Source organism: Pseudomonas sp. m6p, from assembly GCF_055760375.1.
Genome location: NZ_CM147084.1, coordinates 1,543,714 through 1,562,455 on the forward strand (window position 1 = coordinate 1,543,714; position 18,742 = coordinate 1,562,455).

15 protein-coding genes are annotated in these 18,742 nt (G+C 60.5%); 10 read left to right on the forward strand and 5 right to left on the reverse strand.

The features are described 5' to 3' along the window. Positions 1 to 5: 5 nt before the first annotated feature. Positions 6 to 1,208: an HlyD/EmrA/EmrK family protein gene (locus tag ACYZUM_RS06950; protein ID WP_108182318.1), complete on the forward strand. Its 1,203-nt coding sequence runs from the start codon at positions 6 to 8 to the stop codon at positions 1,206 to 1,208. A 237-nt stretch (positions 1,209 to 1,445) separates the two neighbouring features. Further along, entirely contained in the window at positions 1,446 to 2,975 is a 1,530-nt protein-coding gene (locus tag ACYZUM_RS06955) for a DHA2 family efflux MFS transporter permease subunit (protein WP_027614637.1), read from the forward strand. A gap of 103 nt (positions 2,976 to 3,078) precedes the next feature. Here the strand turns inward: ACYZUM_RS06955 and lpxH are convergent, their stop codons facing one another. Both lpxH and ACYZUM_RS06965 read right to left on the reverse strand, forming a co-directional pair. Next, a complete protein-coding gene (lpxH, locus tag ACYZUM_RS06960) occupies positions 3,079 to 3,831 on the reverse strand; it encodes a UDP-2,3-diacylglucosamine diphosphatase (protein WP_108182319.1) in 753 nt (250 codons plus the stop codon). Beyond that, the gene (locus ACYZUM_RS06965; protein ID WP_027614639.1) at positions 3,828 to 4,334 is read right to left on the reverse strand and encodes a peptidylprolyl isomerase; all 507 of its coding nucleotides are present in this window, start codon (positions 4,332 to 4,334) and stop codon (positions 3,828 to 3,830) included. Before ACYZUM_RS06965 ends, lpxH begins: the two co-directional genes overlap by 4 nt. Before the next feature lie 251 nt (positions 4,335 to 4,585). On the opposite strand from ACYZUM_RS06965, the gene ACYZUM_RS06970 reads away from it, so the two are divergent. Both ACYZUM_RS06970 and cysS read left to right on the forward strand, forming a co-directional pair. Then, on the forward strand, positions 4,586 to 6,286 hold the full coding sequence (locus ACYZUM_RS06970; protein WP_047291683.1) for a glutamine--tRNA ligase/YqeY domain fusion protein: 1,701 nt from the start codon (positions 4,586 to 4,588) through the stop codon (positions 6,284 to 6,286). Between the two features lie 22 nt (positions 6,287 to 6,308). Next, positions 6,309 to 7,691 (forward strand): cysteine--tRNA ligase, encoded by a 1,383-nt coding sequence (gene cysS / locus ACYZUM_RS06975; RefSeq protein ID WP_047291685.1) that lies wholly within the window; start codon positions 6,309 to 6,311, stop codon positions 7,689 to 7,691. A gap of 199 nt (positions 7,692 to 7,890) precedes the next feature. Here cysS and ACYZUM_RS06980 read toward each other — a convergent pair whose 3' ends face one another. Beyond that, complete coding sequence (locus ACYZUM_RS06980) at positions 7,891 to 9,732, reverse strand: sigma-54-dependent Fis family transcriptional regulator (protein ID WP_108182320.1); 1,842 nt, start codon at positions 9,730 to 9,732, stop codon at positions 7,891 to 7,893. A 336-nt stretch (positions 9,733 to 10,068) separates the two neighbouring features. Here ACYZUM_RS06980 and ACYZUM_RS06985 point away from each other — a divergent pair, with 336 nt between their 5' ends. Genes ACYZUM_RS06985 through ACYZUM_RS07010 form a run of 6 tightly spaced genes read left to right on the forward strand, consistent with a single transcriptional unit; the run spans position 10,069 to position 16,025 of the window. Next, positions 10,069 to 11,163: an ABC transporter ATP-binding protein gene (locus ACYZUM_RS06985; RefSeq protein WP_041073274.1), complete on the forward strand. Its 1,095-nt coding sequence runs from the start codon at positions 10,069 to 10,071 to the stop codon at positions 11,161 to 11,163. Further along, positions 11,163 to 12,278, forward strand: a complete 1,116-nt coding sequence (locus ACYZUM_RS06990) for an ABC transporter ATP-binding protein (RefSeq protein ID WP_473061304.1) — start codon at positions 11,163 to 11,165, stop codon at positions 12,276 to 12,278. The genes ACYZUM_RS06985 and ACYZUM_RS06990 overlap by 1 nt, the downstream gene beginning before the upstream one ends. Then, entirely contained in the window at positions 12,275 to 13,141 is an 867-nt protein-coding gene (locus ACYZUM_RS06995) for a carbohydrate ABC transporter permease (protein ID WP_007961995.1), read from the forward strand. Before ACYZUM_RS06990 ends, ACYZUM_RS06995 begins: the two co-directional genes overlap by 4 nt. A 10-nt stretch (positions 13,142 to 13,151) precedes the next feature. After that, complete coding sequence (locus ACYZUM_RS07000; protein ID WP_108182322.1) at positions 13,152 to 13,952, forward strand: carbohydrate ABC transporter permease; 801 nt, start codon at positions 13,152 to 13,154, stop codon at positions 13,950 to 13,952. Positions 13,953 to 13,962: 10 nt separating this feature from the next. Then, positions 13,963 to 14,235: a DUF2160 domain-containing protein gene (locus ACYZUM_RS07005; RefSeq protein WP_027614647.1), complete on the forward strand. Its 273-nt coding sequence runs from the start codon at positions 13,963 to 13,965 to the stop codon at positions 14,233 to 14,235. A 47-nt stretch (positions 14,236 to 14,282) separates the two neighbouring features. Then, on the forward strand, positions 14,283 to 16,025 hold the full coding sequence (locus tag ACYZUM_RS07010; RefSeq protein WP_041073279.1) for an ABC transporter substrate-binding protein: 1,743 nt from the start codon (positions 14,283 to 14,285) through the stop codon (positions 16,023 to 16,025). A gap of 585 nt (positions 16,026 to 16,610) precedes the next feature. Here ACYZUM_RS07010 and ACYZUM_RS07015 read toward each other — a convergent pair. Together ACYZUM_RS07015 and ACYZUM_RS07020 are read right to left on the reverse strand one after the other, a co-directional pair. Next, the gene (locus ACYZUM_RS07015; RefSeq protein ID WP_108182323.1) at positions 16,611 to 18,044 is read right to left on the reverse strand and encodes a heavy metal sensor histidine kinase; all 1,434 of its coding nucleotides are present in this window, start codon (positions 18,042 to 18,044) and stop codon (positions 16,611 to 16,613) included. Further along, on the reverse strand, positions 18,041 to 18,715 hold the full coding sequence (locus tag ACYZUM_RS07020; RefSeq protein WP_047291700.1) for a heavy metal response regulator transcription factor: 675 nt from the start codon (positions 18,713 to 18,715) through the stop codon (positions 18,041 to 18,043). The genes ACYZUM_RS07015 and ACYZUM_RS07020 overlap by 4 nt, the downstream gene beginning before the upstream one ends. Positions 18,716 to 18,742: the final 27 nt, after the last annotated feature.

The following is an 18,742-nucleotide window of genomic DNA, read 5'->3' on the forward strand; positions in this document are numbered from 1 at the left end:
TTGTCATGGCCACTGCCGAAAACACCCAAACTCAAGCCAACACGCCCGACACTGGCAATCCGCGCAAGCGCAAATTCATGCTGCTGGTGCTGGCCATCGTGGTCCTGCTCGCCGGTGCCGGCGTCTGGGCGTATCACGAATTCATCGGGCGCTTTAACGAAAGCACCGACGACGCCTACGTCAACGGCAACGTCGTGGAGATCACGCCGCTGGTCACCGGCACCGTGGTCAGCATTGGCGCTGACGATGGTGATCTGGTTCACGAAGGTCAGGTGCTGGTCAACTTCGACCCGAACGACGCCGAAGTCGGCCTGCAAAGTGCCCAGGCAAAACTCGCGCGCACCGTGCGTCAGGTGCGCGGCCTGTACAGCAACGTTGACGGCATGAAAGCCCAGGTCAACGCGCAACAGGCTGAAGTGCAGAAGGCTCAGGACAACTACAACCGGCGGAAAAACCTCGCTGCTGGCGGGGCGATTTCCCAGGAAGAACTGTCCCACGCCCGCGACGATCTGACCTCGGCGCAAAACGCCCTGGCCAACGCCAGGCAACAACTGAAAACTACCAGCGCGCTGGTCGATGACACCGTGGTTTCGTCGCACCCGGACGTGATGTCGGCCGCTGCCGATCTGCGTCAGGCGTACCTGACCAACGCCCGCAGCACCCTGATCGCGCCAGTCACCGGTTACGTCGCCAAGCGCACCGTGCAACTCGGTCAGCGCGTACAGCCGGGCACTGCGCTGATGGCGGTGATTCCGCTGGATCAACTGTGGATCGATGCCAACTTCAAGGAAACCCAATTGCGTGACATGCGCATCGGCCAACCGGTGGACATCGAGTCCGACATCTACGGCAGCAGCGTGAAGTACAGCGGCACCGTCGACAGTCTCGGCGCCGGTACCGGCAGCGCGTTCGCTCTGTTGCCAGCGCAGAACGCCACCGGTAACTGGATCAAGATCGTGCAGCGTGTGCCGGTGCGGATTCACATCAACGCCGAAGAACTGGCCAAGCACCCGCTGCGGGTCGGGCTGTCGACCAACGTTGAAGTGAACCTGCACGACCAGAGCGGTCCGGTGCTGGCCCAGCAACCGCCGCAAAAGGCCTCGTTCAGCACTAACGTCTACGACCGCCAACTGGCTGAAGCCGACGCGATGATTGCGCAACTGATCCACGACAACAGCGCTGCGGTGAGCAAGACCGCGCAACGCTGAATCTTTCCCTGTGGGAACAGGTTCTCAAGGTGATGAGATTTACTGTGGTGAGGGGATTTATCCCCGATGGACTGCGCAGCAGGCCCGGCTTTTCTGAATCAAAAGACGGGCCGCTTTGCGACCATCGGGGATAAATCCCCTCACCACAGAGGAACTTCCTCATCACAAGAGCCTGTTCCTTATGGGCAACTGCTTCTTTAACAGACGCAGCGTCAACCTGGTTTCATAGGATTCACAATGAGCAATAACGCCTCTTTCACGCCGCCCAGCCTGTTGCTCAGCACCATCGGCCTGTCGCTGGCGACGTTCATGCAAGTGCTCGACACCACCATCGCCAACGTGGCGCTGCCGACCATCTCCGGCAACCTCGGCGTGAGTTCGGAGCAGGGCACCTGGGTGATCACCTCGTTTGCCGTAAGCAACGCCATCGCGCTGCCGCTGACCGGCTGGCTCAGTCGGCGTTTTGGCGAGGTGAAGCTGTTTTTGTGGGCCACCATTCTGTTCGTGCTGGCCTCGTTTCTCTGCGGTATCTCGACGTCGATGCCGGAACTGATCGGCTTTCGCGTGCTGCAAGGCCTGGTGGCCGGGCCGCTGTATCCGATGACGCAAACCCTGTTGATTGCGGTCTATCCCCCCGCGAGGCGCGGCATGGCTCTGGCATTGCTGGCGATGGTCACGGTGGTCGCGCCGATTGCCGGGCCTATTCTCGGTGGCTGGATCACGGACAGCTACAGCTGGCCGTGGATCTTCTTCATCAACGTACCGATCGGCATCTTTGCGGTGATGGTGGTGCGTTCGCAGCTGGCCAAGCGTCCGGTGGAAACCAGTCGGCAGCCGATGGACTACGTCGGTCTGATCACGCTGATCATCGGCGTCGGCGCGTTGCAGGTGATCCTCGACAAGGGCAATGACCTGGACTGGTTCGAATCGAACTTCATCATCATCGGTGCGGCGATATCGGTGATCGCCCTGGCGGTGTTCGTCATCTGGGAAATGACCGACCAGCACCCGGTGGTCAACCTGCGCCTGTTCGCCCATCGCAACTTCCGCATCGGTACGCTGGTGCTGGTCCTGGGTTACGCCGGGTTCTTCGGCATCAACCTGATCCTGCCACAGTGGCTGCAAACCCAGATGGGCTACACCGCGACCTGGGCCGGTCTGGCCGTGGCGCCGATCGGTATTCTGCCGGTGCTGCTGTCGCCGTTTGTCGGCAAGTACGCGAACAAGTTCGACCTGCGCCTGCTGGCCGGTCTGGCGTTCCTCGCGATTGGCTTGAGCTGCTTCATGCGCGCCGAGTTCACCAACGAGGTGGACTTCCAGCACATCGCCCTGGTGCAACTGTTCATGGGGATTGGCGTGGCACTGTTCTTCATGCCGACCCTGAGCATCCTGATGTCCGACCTGCCACCGAGCCAGATCGCCGACGGCGCCGGTCTGGCGACGTTCCTGCGCACCTTGGGCGGTAGCTTTGCGGCATCGTTGACCACGTGGATCTGGATCCGCCGCGCCGATCAGCATCATGCGTACATGAGCGAAAGCATCAGTACCTTCGAGCCGGCGACCCGCGAGACCTTGAACCATTTAGGCGGCGCGAGCCAATCGGCTTATGCGCAGATGGATCAGATCCTCACCAGCCAGGCGTACATGCTCTCCACCGTGGATTACTTCACGTTGCTGGGCTGGGGGTTCATGGGGCTGATTCTGATTGTGTGGCTGGCGAAGCCACCGTTTGCGGCGAAGGCCGGGCCGGCTGCTTCCGGTCATTGATTGTGCGGTGATCGCTAAAAGATCGCAGCCTGCGGCAGCTCCTACATTGGAATGCGTTTCCTTGTAGGAGCTGCCGCAGGCTGCGATCTTTTGATCTTGGCTGTTAGATTGCGGGAGCGGGCAGGGCCGGTGGCGGGGCAAAGTCGAACGGCGCCAGGGCAAACCCGTTCTCATCCACCTGCAGCGCCCAACCCTGACGATCCCAATCCCCCAGCACAATCCGCTTCGCCGCCTGCTCGCCGAGCTGCAGCTTGTGGATCGCCGGGCGATGGGTATGGCCGTGAATCAGGGTTTTCACCCCGTATTGCTGCATGATCCGCGGAACTTCCTCCGGCGTGACATCGACAATGTCGTTGGCCTTCATCCGCGTCTGCGCGCGGCTTTCGCTGCGCAGCTTGCGCGCCAGTTTGTGGCGGGTGCTCAGTGGCAGGTGGCGCAGGATGAACAGGGTGATCGGGTTGCGCAGGTAGCGCCGCAGCTTCATGTAGGCTTCGTCGCGGGTGCACAGGCTGTCGCCGTGCATCAGCAGCACCGGCTCGCCGTAAAACTGCACGACACTCGGGTCCTTCAACAGCGTACAGCCGGCTGCTTTGCAGAAGGCCTTGCCGAGCAGGAAGTCGCGATTGCCGTGCATCAGAAAGATTGCCGTGCCGCTGTCGCTCAATTGGCGCAGGGCCTGGCAGATGGAACGCTGGAAGGGCGTCATGGCGTCGTCGCCAATCCACGCTTCGAAGAAGTCGCCGAGAATGTACAACGCACTCGCCGAGCGGGCGCGTCCGGCGAGCAAATCCAGAAACGCCCGGGTGATGTCCGGGCGCTCCTCTTCCAGATGCAAATCTGAAATCAGCAATATCACGCTTCGATGATCTCGGCTTTCTCGATGATCACGTCGTCTTTCGGCACGTCCTGGTGGCCGGCCTTGGAAGTGGTGGCAACGCCTTCGATCTTGTCGACGACGTCGGTACCGGCAACCACTTTACCGAACACGGCATAACCCCAGCCCTGAGCGGTCTTGGCGGTGTGGTTGAGGAAGCTGTTGTTGGTGGCGTTGATGAAGAACTGCGCCGAGGCCGAATGCGGGTCCATGGTGCGGGCCATGGCAACGGTGTACTTCTCGTTCTTCAGACCGTTGTCAGCTTCGTTCTGAATGCTTGGGCTCTTGTCTTTCTTTTCCTGCATGCCAGGTTCGAAACCGCCGCCCTGGATCATGAAGCCCTTGATCACGCGGTGGAACACCACGTTCTCGTAGTGACCTTTCTTAACGTATTCGATGAAGTTGGCCGCGGTGATCGGCGCTTTTTCCGCGTCCAGTTCGATGACGATGTCGCCGTAGTTGGTGGTCAGTTTGACTTGAGTCATGATCGCTACTCTTTATAAGGAATTCGTGGTTCTGGGACATTCAGCCCCGCAACCGGTTCAGCCTGCATCGGCCAAGGTGCGCAGTTTAGCGTGACAGGCGCGAATTTCGAGGCTGTTTTTCCAAAACCCGTCGATTAAATGCACGCCTTTATAGGCCGCGCTCTGTCAGCCCCTTGACAGCATCGGCTATGATAGCGGCTTTGTTTTGTCTGGCCCCCTTTGCGGCCGCGCACATGTAAGTCAAGGATCCTATGAGCAAGCCCACTGTCGACCCTACCTCGAATGCCAAGTCCGGCCCTGCCGTGCCGGTCAATTTCCTGCGGCCGATCATCCAGGCAGACCTGGACTCGGGCAAGCACACCCAGATCGTCACCCGTTTTCCGCCTGAGCCCAACGGCTACCTGCACATCGGCCACGCCAAGTCGATCTGCGTGAACTTCGGCCTGGCCCAGGAGTTCGGCGGCGTCACGCACCTGCGTTTCGACGACACCAACCCGGCCAAGGAAGACCAGGAATACATCGACGCGATCGAATCCGACGTCAAGTGGCTGGGCTTCGAGTGGTCCGGCGAAGTGCGTTACGCCTCGCAGTATTTCGACCAGTTGCACGACTGGGCGGTGGAGCTGATCAAGGCCGGCAAGGCCTACGTCGACGACCTGACCCCTGAGCAGGCCAAGGAATACCGTGGCAGCCTGACCGAGCCGGGCAAGAACAGCCCGTTCCGCGACCGTTCGGTGGAAGAGAACCTCGACTGGTTTGCGCGCATGCGCGCCGGTGAGTTCCCGGACGGTGCCCGCGTGCTGCGCGCGAAGATCGACATGGCCTCGCCGAACATGAACCTGCGCGATCCGATCATGTACCGCATCCGCCACGCCCATCACCATCAGACCGGTGACAAGTGGTGCATCTACCCGAACTATGACTTCACCCACGGTCAGTCGGACGCCATCGAAGGCATCACCCACTCGATCTGCACCCTGGAATTCGAAAGCCATCGTCCGCTGTACGAGTGGTTCCTGGAAAACCTGCCGGTGCCGGCCAACCCGCGCCAGTACGAGTTCAGCCGCCTGAACCTGAACTACACCATCACCAGCAAGCGCAAGCTCAAGCAACTGGTCGATGAAAAACATGTCAATGGCTGGGACGACCCGCGCATGTCGACGCTGTCGGGCTTCCGTCGCCGTGGCTACACGCCGGCGTCGATCCGCAACTTCTGCGACATGATCGGCACCAACCGTTCCGACGGCGTGGTCGACTTCGGCATGCTCGAGTTCAGCATCCGTCAGGACCTGGACGCGAATGCCCCGCGCGCCATGTGCGTGCTGCGCCCGCTGAAAGTCGTGATCACCAACTACCCGGAAGGTCAGGTCGAGAACCTCGAACTGCCGCGTCATCCACAGAAAGAAGAACTCGGCGTGCGCCAGCTGCCGTTCGCCCGTGAAATCTACATCGACCGCGATGATTTCATGGAAGAACCGCCAAAGGGCTACAAGCGCCTGGAGCCGAACGGCGAAGTGCGTCTGCGCGGCAGCTACGTTATCCGTGCCGACGAAGCGATCAAGGACGCCGACGGCAACATCGTCGAACTGCGTTGCTCGTACGACCCGGACACCCTCGGCAAGAACCCTGAAGGCCGCAAGGTCAAGGGCGTGATCCACTGGGTGCCGGCCGCTGCCAGCATCGAGTGCGAAGTGCGTCTGTACGATCGCCTGTTCCGTTCTCCGAACCCGGAGAAGGCCGAAGACAGCGCGAGTTTCCTCGACAACATCAACCCTGACTCACTGCAAGTGCTGACCGGTTGTCGTGCTGAGCCATCGCTTGGCAATGCACAGCCGGAGGACCGTTTCCAGTTCGAGCGCGAAGGCTACTTCGTTGCTGACATCAAGGACTCGAAACCAGGTCAGCCGGTATTCAACCGTACCGTGACCCTGCGTGATTCGTGGGGCCAGTGATTTAGCGTCAAGGAAATATAAAGTGCTGACGATCTACAACACGCTCACCAAGAGCAAAGAAGTCTTCAAGCCGCTGGATGGCAACAAGGTGCGCATGTACGTGTGCGGCATGACCGTGTACGACTACTGCCACCTCGGCCACGGCCGCAGCATGGTCGCGTTCGACCTGGTGACCCGCTGGTTGCGGTTCAGCGGTTACGACCTGACCTACGTGCGCAACATCACCGACATCGACGACAAGATCATCAATCGTGCCCGCGAGAACGGTGAGTCGTTCGAAGCGCTGACCGAACGCATGATCGCCGCGATGCACGAAGACGAAGCGCGCCTGAACATCAAGAAGCCGGACATGGAGCCGCGCGCCACGGATCACATTCCGGGCATGCACGCGATGATCCAGACCCTGATCGACAAGGGCTTCGCTTATGCTCCGGGCAATGGCGACGTGTACTACCGCGTTGCCAAATTCATGGGCTACGGCAAGCTGTCGCGCAAGAAGATCGAAGACTTGCGCATCGGCGCGCGCATCGAAGTCGACGAGTCGAAAGAAGACCCGCTGGACTTCGTGCTGTGGAAGGCCGCCAAGCCGGGCGAGCCGAGCTGGGAATCGCCGTGGGGCGCCGGGCGTCCGGGCTGGCACATCGAGTGCTCGGTGATGTCCACCTGCTGCCTCGGCGAGACCTTCGACATTCATGGCGGCGGCAGCGACCTGGAGTTCCCGCACCATGAAAACGAAATCGCCCAGAGCGAAGCGGCCACCGGCAAGACCTACGCGAACGCGTGGATGCATTGCGGCATGATCCGCATCAATGGCGAGAAGATGTCCAAGTCCTTGAACAACTTCTTCACCATTCGCGACGTGCTCGACAAGTACCACCCGGAAGTCGTGCGTTACCTGCTGGTGTCGAGCCACTACCGCAGCGCGATCAACTACTCGGAAGACAACCTCAAGGACGCCAAGGGCGCACTCGAGCGTTTCTACCACGCGTTGAAAGGCTTGCCGAGCGTTGCTCCGGCTGGCGGCGAAGCCTTCGTCGAGCGTTTCACCACGGTGATGAACGACGACTTCGGCACGCCGGAAGCCTGCGCGGTGCTGTTCGAGATGGTGCGTGAGATCAACCGTCTGCGCGAGAGCGATCTCGACGCGGCGGCCGGTCTGGCGGCACGTCTGAAAGAACTGGCGAGCGTGCTGGGTGTGTTGCAGCTGGAAGCCGATGACTTCCTGCAGGCGGGCGCCGAAGGGCGTGTCGATGCCGCTGAAGTCGACGCGCTGATTGCTGCACGTCTGGCGGCACGTGCCGGCAAGGACTGGGCCGAATCCGACCGCATCCGCGACCAGCTCACCGCCATGGGCGTGGTGCTGGAAGACGGCAAGGGCGGCACGACCTGGCGTCTGGCTGACTGATTGCCTGATCCGCTTTAAAACAAAACCCGCCTTGTGCGGGTTTTGTTTTTTCTTCCTCAGGACCAGCGTTGACCGGGCTAACGCCTTCGCGAGCAGGCTCGCTCCCACAGTGGACTTTCGTCATGTCCGTTTTCCGTGCACGACACGAATTCTCTGTGGGAGCGAGCCTGCTCGCGAAGAGGCCCTCAAGGCTGAGTTGTCATTCAGCCTGCCGCAACCGCTTGTACAGCGTATTCCGACTCACCCCCAACCGCCGCGCCAGGTGCGAAATATTCCCCCCGGCCGCCTTCAACTCGCGGTTCAACGCTTCAACGTCATTCAAGTCCAGCCCCAACGGCGCTGCCGTTTCCACCGGCTCCATATCCAAATCGACAAAAAAATCATCCGGCAAATGCTCCGGCCGTACCGGTTGTTCCTCGGCCATGGCCAGCGCCACCTGCATCACGCTGCTGACCTGGCGCAGATTGCCTGGCCATGGATGACGACTGAACAACTCCAGCACTTCGCGGCTGAGCCCGGCCCATTGTGTCGGTTCACGATGCTGCTCCCACAGGCGTTTGAACAGCGCCTCCTTGTCACTGCGCTCTCTGAGCGGCGGCAGTTCCAGTGTCAAACCGCCAATTCGGTAGTACAAGTCCTCACGAAATCGGCCCAATTGCACTTGCTCGCGTAAAGAGCGGTTGGTCGCCGAGATGATCCGCAAGTCCACCGCGAACAGCTCGCTGCTGCCCACCGGTTGCACGCAGCGCTCCTGCAGCACCCGCAACAACCGCGCCTGAGTCGGCAACGGCATGTCGCCGATTTCGTCGAGGAAGAGGGTGCCTTTGTCGGCTTTGCGGATCAGGCCGATGCTGCCTTTCTGGTTGGCGCCGGTGAATGCGCCTTTTTCGTAGCCGAACAGTTCCGACTCCACCAGTTCGGCGGGGATCGCCGCGCAGTTGACGGCGATGAATGCCTGTTTGCTGCGCGAACTGGCTTGGTGCAGCGCTTTGACGAAGACTTCCTTGCCGACCCCGGTTTCGCCGTGGATCAACAGTGGAATGTCTTTCTCCAGCAGGCGTTCGGCCTGGCGCACGGCTTTTTCTACGCGGCTGTCACCAAAATGCAGAGAGTTGAGGCTGATCACGCTTGGCGCTTTGATCGGCGCCGTTTTCGGTTCGGCAAATACCCGAGGCTGAACAGGCGCCTGTTGCGGTCGCTTCAACAGGCACTGGAAACGGTTGCGCCCCGAGGTCTGCAAGGCAAACGGCAAGCCGTCGGGCTGATTCAGCAGCTCCAGCAGCGACACGTTGAACAGGCTTTCGACGCTGACCCGCGACAGGCGCACGCCGAGCAGATTGTCCGCGCGGCGATTGGCCGACAGCACTTGACCGCTCTCATCGAAAATCAGCAAACCGGCCCATTGACTGTCGAGGTTGTTCAACCCGGTGTTGAAGGTCAGCTGAAAGTACTGGCCATGGAACAGGTTGAGGATCAGCCGGTTCTCCACGGTCTGGCTCATCATCTTGACCATGCCCAAGGTGTGCGAGGGCGGCAGGTAGCTGTCGCTGGACACGTCGAGCACGGCGATGACCTTGCGCTCGGCATCGAAAATCGGCGCGGCGGAACCGGTCATGAAACGGTTGGCTTTCAGAAAGTGTTCATCGTGCTCGATGTGCACCGCTTGCTCGCAGGCCAGCGCGGTGCCGATGGCATTGGTGCCGCTGCAGCGTTCCATCCAGCTCGCCCCGGCGCGAAAACCCCGGGCCAGGTTCGGCTCGATAAAGCGCTGGGTGCCCCACGAGGTCAGCACCTGACCTTGATGGTCGGCGAGCATGATCAGGCAGTTGGAATTGCTGAGGATGTTCTCGTAGTACGGCAGCACTTCCTGATGGGTGGTTTGCACCAGCGCGTGGTGACGGTCGAGCAACTGCGCGATGCCGGCGGCGGGCAATTGATCGAAGGCCGGGGCGCTCTGGTGGTCGAGGCCGAAGGCGCGGCAACGTTGCCAGGAGGTCTGGACAATCGCGTCGTGGGACAGCGGCGGGGCAGGTGCGGCCATGGTGGTGGGCCTCAGCGTCTTTATTATTGTTATGGCCCACACAATTCCCCTGTAGGAGCTGCCGAAGGCTGCGATCTTTTGATCTTGTTCTTGAAAACAAAAGTCAAAAGATCGCAGCCTTCGGCAGCTCCTACAGAGGGGGCGTGAACAGTTCATAGAGTGTTGTTCACTATTGTTCATTGTCAATCGCCAAGCTGTTCAAATGTGTTCAGCAATGAACGCCCGTTCCCCACGTTTTCGACACTTTTCACGACAAATCAACCACTTGCCATTTCTGGCACGAATGTCGCTCTGCTGCACAGGTCGCTTGACTCCAATAATAAAAAAGGCCGAGCCATGTCACTCACCCTGGAGCACGTCAGCCGCACCGTCGAGGGCCAGACCTGGATCGACGATGCCTGCCTGACCTTCGAACCCGGATCCTTCAACGTTCTGCTCGGCCGCACGCTGTCCGGCAAGACCAGCCTGATGCGTTTGATGGCCGGCCTGGACAAGCCCGACAGCGGCCGCGTCCTGATGAACGGCGTCGACGTCACTCAGCGCCCAGTGCGCCTGCGCAACGTGTCGATGGTCTATCAGCAGTTCATCAATTACCCGACCATGACCGTGTTCGAGAACATCGCCTCGCCGCTGCGTCAGGCCGGTGTCGCCAAGGACATCATCCACAGCAAGGTGCAGGAAACCGCACGGATGCTGCGCATCGAGAAGTTCCTGCAGCGCCATCCGCTGGAGCTGTCCGGCGGTCAGCAGCAGCGCACGGCGATGGCCCGGGCGCTGGTCAAGGATGCCGAACTGATCCTGTTTGACGAGCCGCTGGTCAACCTCGACTACAAGCTGCGCGAAGAACTGCGCCAAGAGATGCGCGAGCTGTTCAAGGCCCGCCATACCATCGCGATCTACGCCACCACCGAGCCCAACGAAGCGTTGGCCTTGGGCGGCACCACGACCATCCTTCACGAAGGCCGGGTGATCCAGAGCGGCCCGTCGACTTCGGTGTATCACCAGCCGCAAACCGTGCTGGCAGCGGAGTTGTTCTCCGAACCGCCGATCAACCTGATGCCCGGGCGCATTGCCGGCAACGAAGTCAGCTTTGCCAACTTCGTGCACTTCCCGTTGAACGTCGATCTACGGCCGGTGGGCGAGGGCGAATTCCGCTTCGGCGTGCGCCCCAGCCACATTTCGCTGGTGCCGAGCAACGATGACGATCTGGAACTGGCGGTCACCGTCGAGGTGGCCGAGATCAGCGGTTCGGAAACCTTCCTGCACGTGCGCAACGAACATTTCCTGCTGGTGCTGCACCTGCCCGGGGTTCACGAATACGACGTTGATGCACCGATCCGCATTTACATCCCGACCCACAAACTGTTCGTGTTCGATGCGCAGGGCCGTCTGGTGCAGGCACCGGGCCGGCGTGTCGCGAGGGTTGCCTGATGGCCGAAATTCGTTTGCAGCACCTGGCCCACAGCTACAGCAAGCAGCCGAGCGGGCCTGACGATTACGCGATCCGCGAAATGGACCATATTTGGGAGCAGGGCGGCGCCTATGCCTTGCTCGGCCCTTCGGGTTGCGGCAAGTCGACGTTGCTCAACATCATTTCCGGCCTGCTCAGCCCCTCGCAGGGGCATGTGCTGTTCGATGGCAAAGCGGTCAATGACCTGACCCCGGAGAAGCGCAACATCGCCCAGGTGTTCCAGTTCCCGGTGGTCTACGACACCATGACCGTGTTCGACAACCTGGCCTTTCCCCTGAGAAATCAGGGCATGGCCGAGGCGAAAGTGCACAGCAAAGTGCAGGAAATCGCCGAAGTCCTCGACCTGCAAAACCTGCTGAGCAAGAAGGCCCGCAACCTCACCGCTGACGAAAAGCAAAAAGTCTCCATGGGCCGTGGCCTGGTGCGTGACGACGTCTCGGCAATCCTCTTCGACGAACCGCTGACGGTGATCGACCCGCACCTGAAGTGGAAGCTGCGACGCAAGCTCAAGCAGATCCACGAGCAGTTCAACATCACCATGGTCTACGTCACCCACGATCAACTGGAGGCCTCGACCTTCGCCGACAAGATCGCGGTGATGTACGGCGGCCAGATCGTGCAGTTCGGCACCCCGCGGGAATTGTTCGAGCGGCCGAGCCACACCTTTGTCGGCTACTTCATCGGCAGCCCGGGGATGAACCTGATCGAGGTGCAGCCGCAGCCGGGCGGGTTCGGTTTCTCTTCGACGCACCTGCCACTGTCCGACGCCTTGCAGCGGCATATCGAACATGGTCAGTGGAAAAATCTGAAGGTCGGCATCCGCCCCGAGTTCATCCATGTCTGGGATGAACCGTTTGACGAAGCGATGCAGGCGCGGGTGGTCCACGTCGAAGACCTGGGCACCTACAAGATCCTCACCCTCGACCTCGACGGCGCGCCGTTGAAGGTGCGTCTGGCCGAAGACAAACCGGTGCCGCAGGGCACCGCGTACATCAGTTTTCCGGCGCAGTGGCTGATGGTCTACGCCGACGAGTTTCTTCTTGATGACACCGACTCTACCGAGGTGCAGCCATGAACAAGGTGCAGAACAACAAGGCCTGGTGGCTGGTGTTGCCGGTGTTCCTGCTGGTGGCGTTCAGTGCGGTGATCCCGATGATGACCGTGGTCAACTATTCGGTGCAGGACATCTTCGATCAGTCCAGCCGCTACTTCGTCGGCGCCGACTGGTACAAACAGGTGCTGCTCGATCCGCGTCTGCATGACTCGTTGCTGCGCCAGTTCATCTACTCGGCCTGCGTGCTGTTGATTGAAATTCCGCTGGGTATCGCCGTCGCCCTGACCATGCCGACCAAGGGTCGCTGGTCGTCAGTGGTGCTGATCATCCTGGCGATTCCGCTGCTGATCCCGTGGAACGTGGTCGGCACCATCTGGCAGATCTTCGGCCGCGCCGACATCGGTCTGCTCGGGTCGAGCCTGAATGCGCTGGGCATCAGCTACAACTACGCGGCCAACACCATGGACGCCTGGGTCACGGTGCTGGTGATGGACGTCTGGCACTGGACTTCGCTGGTGGCGCTGCTGTGTTTCTCCGGGTTGCGGGCGATTCCTGACGTGTATTACCAGGCGGCGCGCATCGACCGCGCCTCGGCCTGGGCGGTGTTCCGCCATATTCAGTTGCCCAAGCTGAAAAGCGTGCTGCTGATCGCGGTGATGCTGCGCTTCATGGACAGTTTCATGATTTACACCGAGCCGTTCGTGCTCACCGGCGGCGGGCCGGGTAATGCCACGACCTTCCTCAGTCAGACCTTGACGCAGATGGCGGTCGGCCAATTCGATCTGGGCCCGGCAGCGGCATTCTCGCTCGTGTACTTCCTGATCATCCTGCTGGTCTCGTGGCTGTTCTACACCGCCATGACCCATTCCGACGCCAATCGCTGAGGGCCCGGCCATGCACAAAAGAAAGCTGATTCCGTTGCTGGTGTACATCCTGTTCCTGCTGGTGCCGATCTACTGGCTGCTGAACATGTCGTTCAAGAGCAACACCGAAATCCTCGGCGGGTTGACCCTGTTTCCGCAGGATTTCACCTGGCACAACTACAAGGTGATTTTCACCGACCCGAGCTGGTACACCGGTTATCTCAATTCGCTGTATTACGTCAGCCTCAACACGTTGATCTCGCTGAGTGTGGCGTTGCCGGCGGCGTACGCGTTTTCTCGCTATCGCTTCCTCGGTGACAAGCACCTGTTCTTCTGGCTGCTGACCAACCGCATGGCGCCGCCAGCGGTGTTTTTGCTGCCGTTCTTTCAGTTGTATTCGTCGATCGGGCTTTTCGACACGCACATCGCCGTGGCCTTGGCGCATTGCCTGTTCAACGTGCCGCTGGCGGTGTGGATTCTGGAGGGCTTCATGTCCGGCGTGCCGAAAGAAATCGACGAAACCGCCTACATCGACGGCTACAGCTTCCCCAAGTTCTTCGTGAAGATTTTCATCCCGCTGATCGGCTCCGGGATCGGCGTCACGGCGTTCTTCTGCTTCATGTTTTCCTGGGTCGAACTGCTGCTGGCGCGCACGCTGACCTCGGTCAACGCCAAACCGATTGCCGCGGTGATGACCCGCACCGTGTCGGCCTCGGGCATCGACTGGGGCGTGCTGGCCGCGGCGGGGGTGCTGACCATCCTGCCGGGCATGCTGGTGATCTGGTTTGTTCGCAACCACGTGGCCAAGGGCTTTGCCCTGGGTCGGGTCTGAGGAACGCATGATGGAATGGATGAGCTGGACCACCCCCACGGCGGGGTTCTTTATTGCCATCGGCCTGTTGCTGGTGGGCATGACCACCTGGGAACTGCGCTCGCCGAGCATCCTGCGCCGCGGTTTTCTGCCGATTGCCACCACCCGTGGCGATCGCTTGTTCATCGGTCTTCTCGGCAGCGCCTACCTGCATCTGCTGGTAATCGGCGTCACCGACTGGAGCATCTGGGTGGCGTCCGCGCTGTCTCTGGTGTGGCTGTTGGTTGTGATGCGCTGGGGCTAGTCGAGTCGCTCGGCAATCGTGCTCCGTAACTCTAACTGGAGGTCTCTATGTTCGATAAAAACAATAAGCTGCGACATAGCATTTCATTGGCAGCCATGCTCGCACTCAGCGGTTTGAGCGCTTCGGCCTGGGCCGATGCCTACGAAGACGCTGCGAAAAAGTGGATCGGCAGCGAATTCAAACCGTCGACCCTGACGGCGGATCAACAACTCGAAGAATTGAAGTGGTTCATCAAGGCCGCCGAGCCGTTTCGCGGCATGGAAATCAAAGTGGTTTCCGAGACCCTGACCACCCACGAGTACGAGTCCAAGGTGCTGGCCAAGGCGTTCAGCGAAATCACCGGGATCAAGCTCACCCACGACCTGCTGCAAGAAGGCGACGTGGTGGAAAAAATGCAGACGGTGATGCAGTCGGACAAGAACATCTACGACGGCTGGGTCAACGACTCGGATTTGATCGGTACGCACTTTCGCTACGGCAAGACCGAGTCGATCACTGACCTGATGGCCAACGAAGGCAAGAACTTCACTTCGCCGACCCTCGACATCAAGGATTTCATCGGTATCTCGTTCACCACCGCGCCGGATGGCAAGGTTTATCAACTGCCCGACCAGCAGTTCGCCAACCTGTACTGGTTCCGCGCCGACTGGTTCGAACGCGCCGACCTGAAAGCCAAGTTCAAGGAAAAGTACGGCTACGAACTCGGCGTGCCGGTGAACTGGTCGGCCTATGAAGACATCGCCAAATTCTTCAGCGAAGACGTCAAGGAAATCGACGGCAAACGCGTCTACGGGCACATGGACTACGGCAAGAAAGACCCGTCGCTGGGCTGGCGCTTCACCGATGCCTGGTTCTCCATGGCCGGTGGCGGCGACAAGGGCTTGCCCAACGGTCTGCCGGTGGACGAGTGGGGGATTCGCGTCGAGGACTGCCATCCGGTCGGTTCCAGCGTGACCCGTGGCGGCGACACCAACGGACCGGCGGCGGTGTTCGCCACGCAGAAATATGTCGATTGGCTCAAGGCCTACGCGCCACCGGAAGCGGCGGGCATGACCTTCTCCGAGTCCGGCCCGGTGCCATCGCAAGGCAACATCGCCCAGCAGATTTTCTGGTACACCGCGTTCACCGCTGACATGACCAAACCGGGCCTGCCGGTGGTCAACGCCGACGGCACGCCGAAATGGCGCATGGCGCCGTCGCCGCGCGGGCCGTATTGGGAAGAGGGCATGAAGCTCGGCTATCAGGACGTGGGGTCGTGGACGTTCATGAAATCCACGCCGGAGAAACAGAAGCTGGCGGCGTGGCTCTACGCGCAATTCGTCACCTCGAAAACCGTGTCGCTGAAGAAAACCATCGTCGGCCTGACGCCGATCCGCGAGTCGGACATCAACTCGCAGGCGATGACCGATCTGGCGCCGAAGCTCGGTGGTCTGGTCGAGTTCTACCGCAGCCCGGCCCGCGTGCAATGGACCCCGACCGGGACCAACGTGCCGGACTATCCGCGTCTGGCGCAATTGTGGTGGAGCCACATCGCCGAAGCGGCCAGCGGCGAGAAAACTCCGCAGCAGGCGCTGGATGGCCTGGCCAAGGATCAGGACGCGATCATGACGCGTCTGGAACGCTCCAAGGCGCAAGCCACGTGCGCCCCGAAAATGAACCCGGAACGTGACGCGCAATACTGGTTCGACCAACCGGGCGCACCGAAACCGAAACTGGCCAACGAGAAGCCGAAGGGCGAGACCGTGAGCTACAACGAACTGCTGAAATCGTGGGCGGATGCGCGTAAGTGATGGTTGATGTGTGAAAGCAAACGGCACCGTAAGGTGCCGTTTTTTTTGCTGCCTGATCTACCGTAATCGCTTGCAGGCAAGCTCCCACAGGTTTCAGTGGTGTCCACAACCCCCAAAAACACCCCGACACTCTGTAGGAGCTGCCGCAGGCTGCGATCTTTTGCTCCTGATCTTCAAAGGCCAAGGCAAAAGATCGCAGCCTGCGGCAGCTCCTACAGGACATCGGTCAATGCCAGCTTCATGCTTGAATTTCTTCAAAGGTATCAAGCGTGGCGTCAGGCCCGGGTACACCGCGATTCACTGTGGGAGCTGGCTTGCCAGCGATAGCGGTGTGTCAAAAAAATAAGGATGTGACTGACCCGCCGTCATCGCTGGCAAGCCAGCTCCCACAAGTTTGCGTGTCGTCCAAAAAACTCAAAAACACCCCGATCCCTGTAGGAGCTGCCGCAGGCTGCGATCTTTTGATTCTGATCTTCAAAGGCTAAGGCAAAAGCTCGCAGCCTGCGGCAGCTCCTACAGGACACCGGTCAATGCCAGCTTCATGCTTGGTATCGAGCATGGCGTCAGGCCCGGGTACACCGCAGATTACTGTGGGAGCTTGCCTGCAAGCGATGAGGCCATGTGTGTCGCCGCAGGAAAACCGAGGCGGAATACGGTCATGACGCCGGGCAAGCTCTTCACCTCCGCCACCCCCTGATGCAGGCTCATGATCGAGCGCACGATTGCCAGGCCCAGCCCGGTGCTGCCCTGCGAGCGCGAGCGGGCACTGTCGACGCGATAGAAGCGGTCGAACAGGTGCGGCAGGTGTTGCGCCTCGATGCCGACGCCGGGATTGCTCACCAGCAGTGAAGCCTGCGTTGCGCCTTGCTCGATCAGCAAGGTGATGGTTTTGCCGTTCGGGCAATGGCGCAGCGCGTTGGACAGCAGATTGGAAATCGCCCGCTGAATCATCAGTCGATCGCCCAACACCGAGGCGCTGCCGACAACATTCAAGTGAATCTGCTTGTCCTGCGCCGCCAGCGAAAACATCTCCGCGACCTTCGCCGCTTCTGCCTCCAGCGCCACCGCTTCAAATGGCGCCAGTGCCGACGGATGACTGACCTGCGCCAAAAACAGCATGTCCGAGACAATCCGCGCCACGCGCTCCAGCTCCTCGGTGCAGGACACCAGCACGTCCTTGTACTCCTCGGTCGTACGCTCGCGGGACAGCGTCACCTGGGCCTTGCCCATCAGGTTGTTGATCGGCGTGCGCAGCTCATGCGCCAGGTCATCGGAGAACTGTGACAACTGCTGCACCCCGGCATCGAGGCGATGCAGCATGAAGTTGATGCCCTGCGCCAGTTCGCTCAACTCCTGCGGCATGTTCACCACCGACAGCCGATGCTCCAGATCCTGCGTCGAGACCATCGCCGCCACTTTGCGAAACTCGCGCAGCGGCGCCAGTCCGCGCTGCACCGCGCCCCAGGCTGTGAGGCCGATGAACACCAGCAACAGCGGCAAGGCAATCAGCGTCGAGCGCAGATAGGCGCTGAGCAGCGCCTGATCATGTGCGTTGTCCATCGACAGCAGCACCGGCACGCTGCTGCCGTCCTTGAGCCGAATCAGCTTCGACGCGGTAAGGAACTTTGCGCCCTCGTCATCGATGCTTTCGCTATAGGCCAATTGTTCGGTGGTGGTTCGCACTGCGCGCAATTCGGCGCGTGGATCCTTGAGTCCCGAGCCAGATTTGAGCAGCGGCGTACGCAGGTTCGAACGGTCATAAATCGTCAGTGTCAGGTTGTCATGGCCCATGACCTGATCGAGCAGAATGTGCGGCTTGCCGCTGACTTCATTGGCGTCGACGTACAGCGACAGGCTGTGCTCCACCTGCGCCATCTTCTTTTGCAGGCTGTCGCGGGACAGGGCATTGAGCTCATGGGTCAGGGCGAAATAGGCAAGGATCGCCAGAAACACCACCAACAGCGCGCCGAGAATACTTACCGTCAGACCGAGGCGCATCGACAGGCTGGCCGGCTTCATTCCCGCGCCTCCAGCACGTAGCCGACACCGCGCAGGGTGTGGATCAGCTTGTTGTCGAACGGGTCATCAATCTTCGCCCGCAAGCGGCGGATCGACACTTCGACCACGTTGGTGTCGCAGTCGAAATTCATGTCCCACACCAGCGAGATGATTTGTGTGCGGGTCAGCACCTCGCCGGACTGGCGCATCAACAAGTGCAGCAGGGCGAATTCCTTGGTGGTCAGGTCGATGCGCTGCGCCCCCCGAAACGCCCGATGCCGGCCCGGATCCAGTTCCAGATCAGCGACTTTCAACACCTGCGGCACTGGTATGTTTTCGCTGCGGCGCATCAGGGTGCGCACCCGCGCCAGCAGTTCGGGAAACTCGAACGGCTTGACCAGATAGTCGTCGGCGCCCAGGTCCAGACCGCGAATCTTGTCCGCCAGCCGCCCGCGCGCGGTGAGCATCATCACCCGTGTGGAGTGGGTACGGCGCAGTTGTTCCAGGACGCCCCAGCCGTCCAGTTCCGGCAAGTTCACGTCGAGAATGATCAGGTCGTACGTCTGCTGTTGCGCCAGATGCAAGCCATCGGCACCGGTGGCGGCGTGGTCAACGATATAACCACTTTCGGTCAAACCCTGATGCAAGTATTCGGCAGCTTTAAGCTCGTCCTCGACGACAAGGATTCGCATGATCTTTCACCACTTTCATTTAATGGA

Coding starts and splice junctions, on each gene's coding strand:
- ACYZUM_RS06995 (WP_007961995.1), top strand. CDS start 12,275: ATGAACAAGGTGCAGAACAACAAGGCCTGGTGGCTGGTGTTGCCGGTG.
- ACYZUM_RS07020 (WP_047291700.1), bottom strand. CDS start 18,715: ATGCGAATCCTTGTCGTCGAGGACGAGCTTAAAGCTGCCGAATACTTG.
- ACYZUM_RS06965 (WP_027614639.1), bottom strand. CDS start 4,334: ATGACTCAAGTCAAACTGACCACCAACTACGGCGACATCGTCATCGAA.
- ACYZUM_RS06950 (WP_108182318.1), top strand. CDS start 6: ATGGCCACTGCCGAAAACACCCAAACTCAAGCCAACACGCCCGACACT.
- ACYZUM_RS07010 (WP_041073279.1), top strand. CDS start 14,283: ATGTTCGATAAAAACAATAAGCTGCGACATAGCATTTCATTGGCAGCC.
- ACYZUM_RS06985 (WP_041073274.1), top strand. CDS start 10,069: ATGTCACTCACCCTGGAGCACGTCAGCCGCACCGTCGAGGGCCAGACC.
- ACYZUM_RS07005 (WP_027614647.1), top strand. CDS start 13,963: ATGGAATGGATGAGCTGGACCACCCCCACGGCGGGGTTCTTTATTGCC.
- ACYZUM_RS06980 (WP_108182320.1), bottom strand. CDS start 9,732: ATGGCCGCACCTGCCCCGCCGCTGTCCCACGACGCGATTGTCCAGACC.
- ACYZUM_RS06955 (WP_027614637.1), top strand. CDS start 1,446: ATGAGCAATAACGCCTCTTTCACGCCGCCCAGCCTGTTGCTCAGCACC.
- ACYZUM_RS07000 (WP_108182322.1), top strand. CDS start 13,152: ATGCACAAAAGAAAGCTGATTCCGTTGCTGGTGTACATCCTGTTCCTG.
- ACYZUM_RS06990 (WP_473061304.1), top strand. CDS start 11,163: ATGGCCGAAATTCGTTTGCAGCACCTGGCCCACAGCTACAGCAAGCAG.
- ACYZUM_RS06970 (WP_047291683.1), top strand. CDS start 4,586: ATGAGCAAGCCCACTGTCGACCCTACCTCGAATGCCAAGTCCGGCCCT.
- ACYZUM_RS07015 (WP_108182323.1), bottom strand. CDS start 18,044: ATGAAGCCGGCCAGCCTGTCGATGCGCCTCGGTCTGACGGTAAGTATT.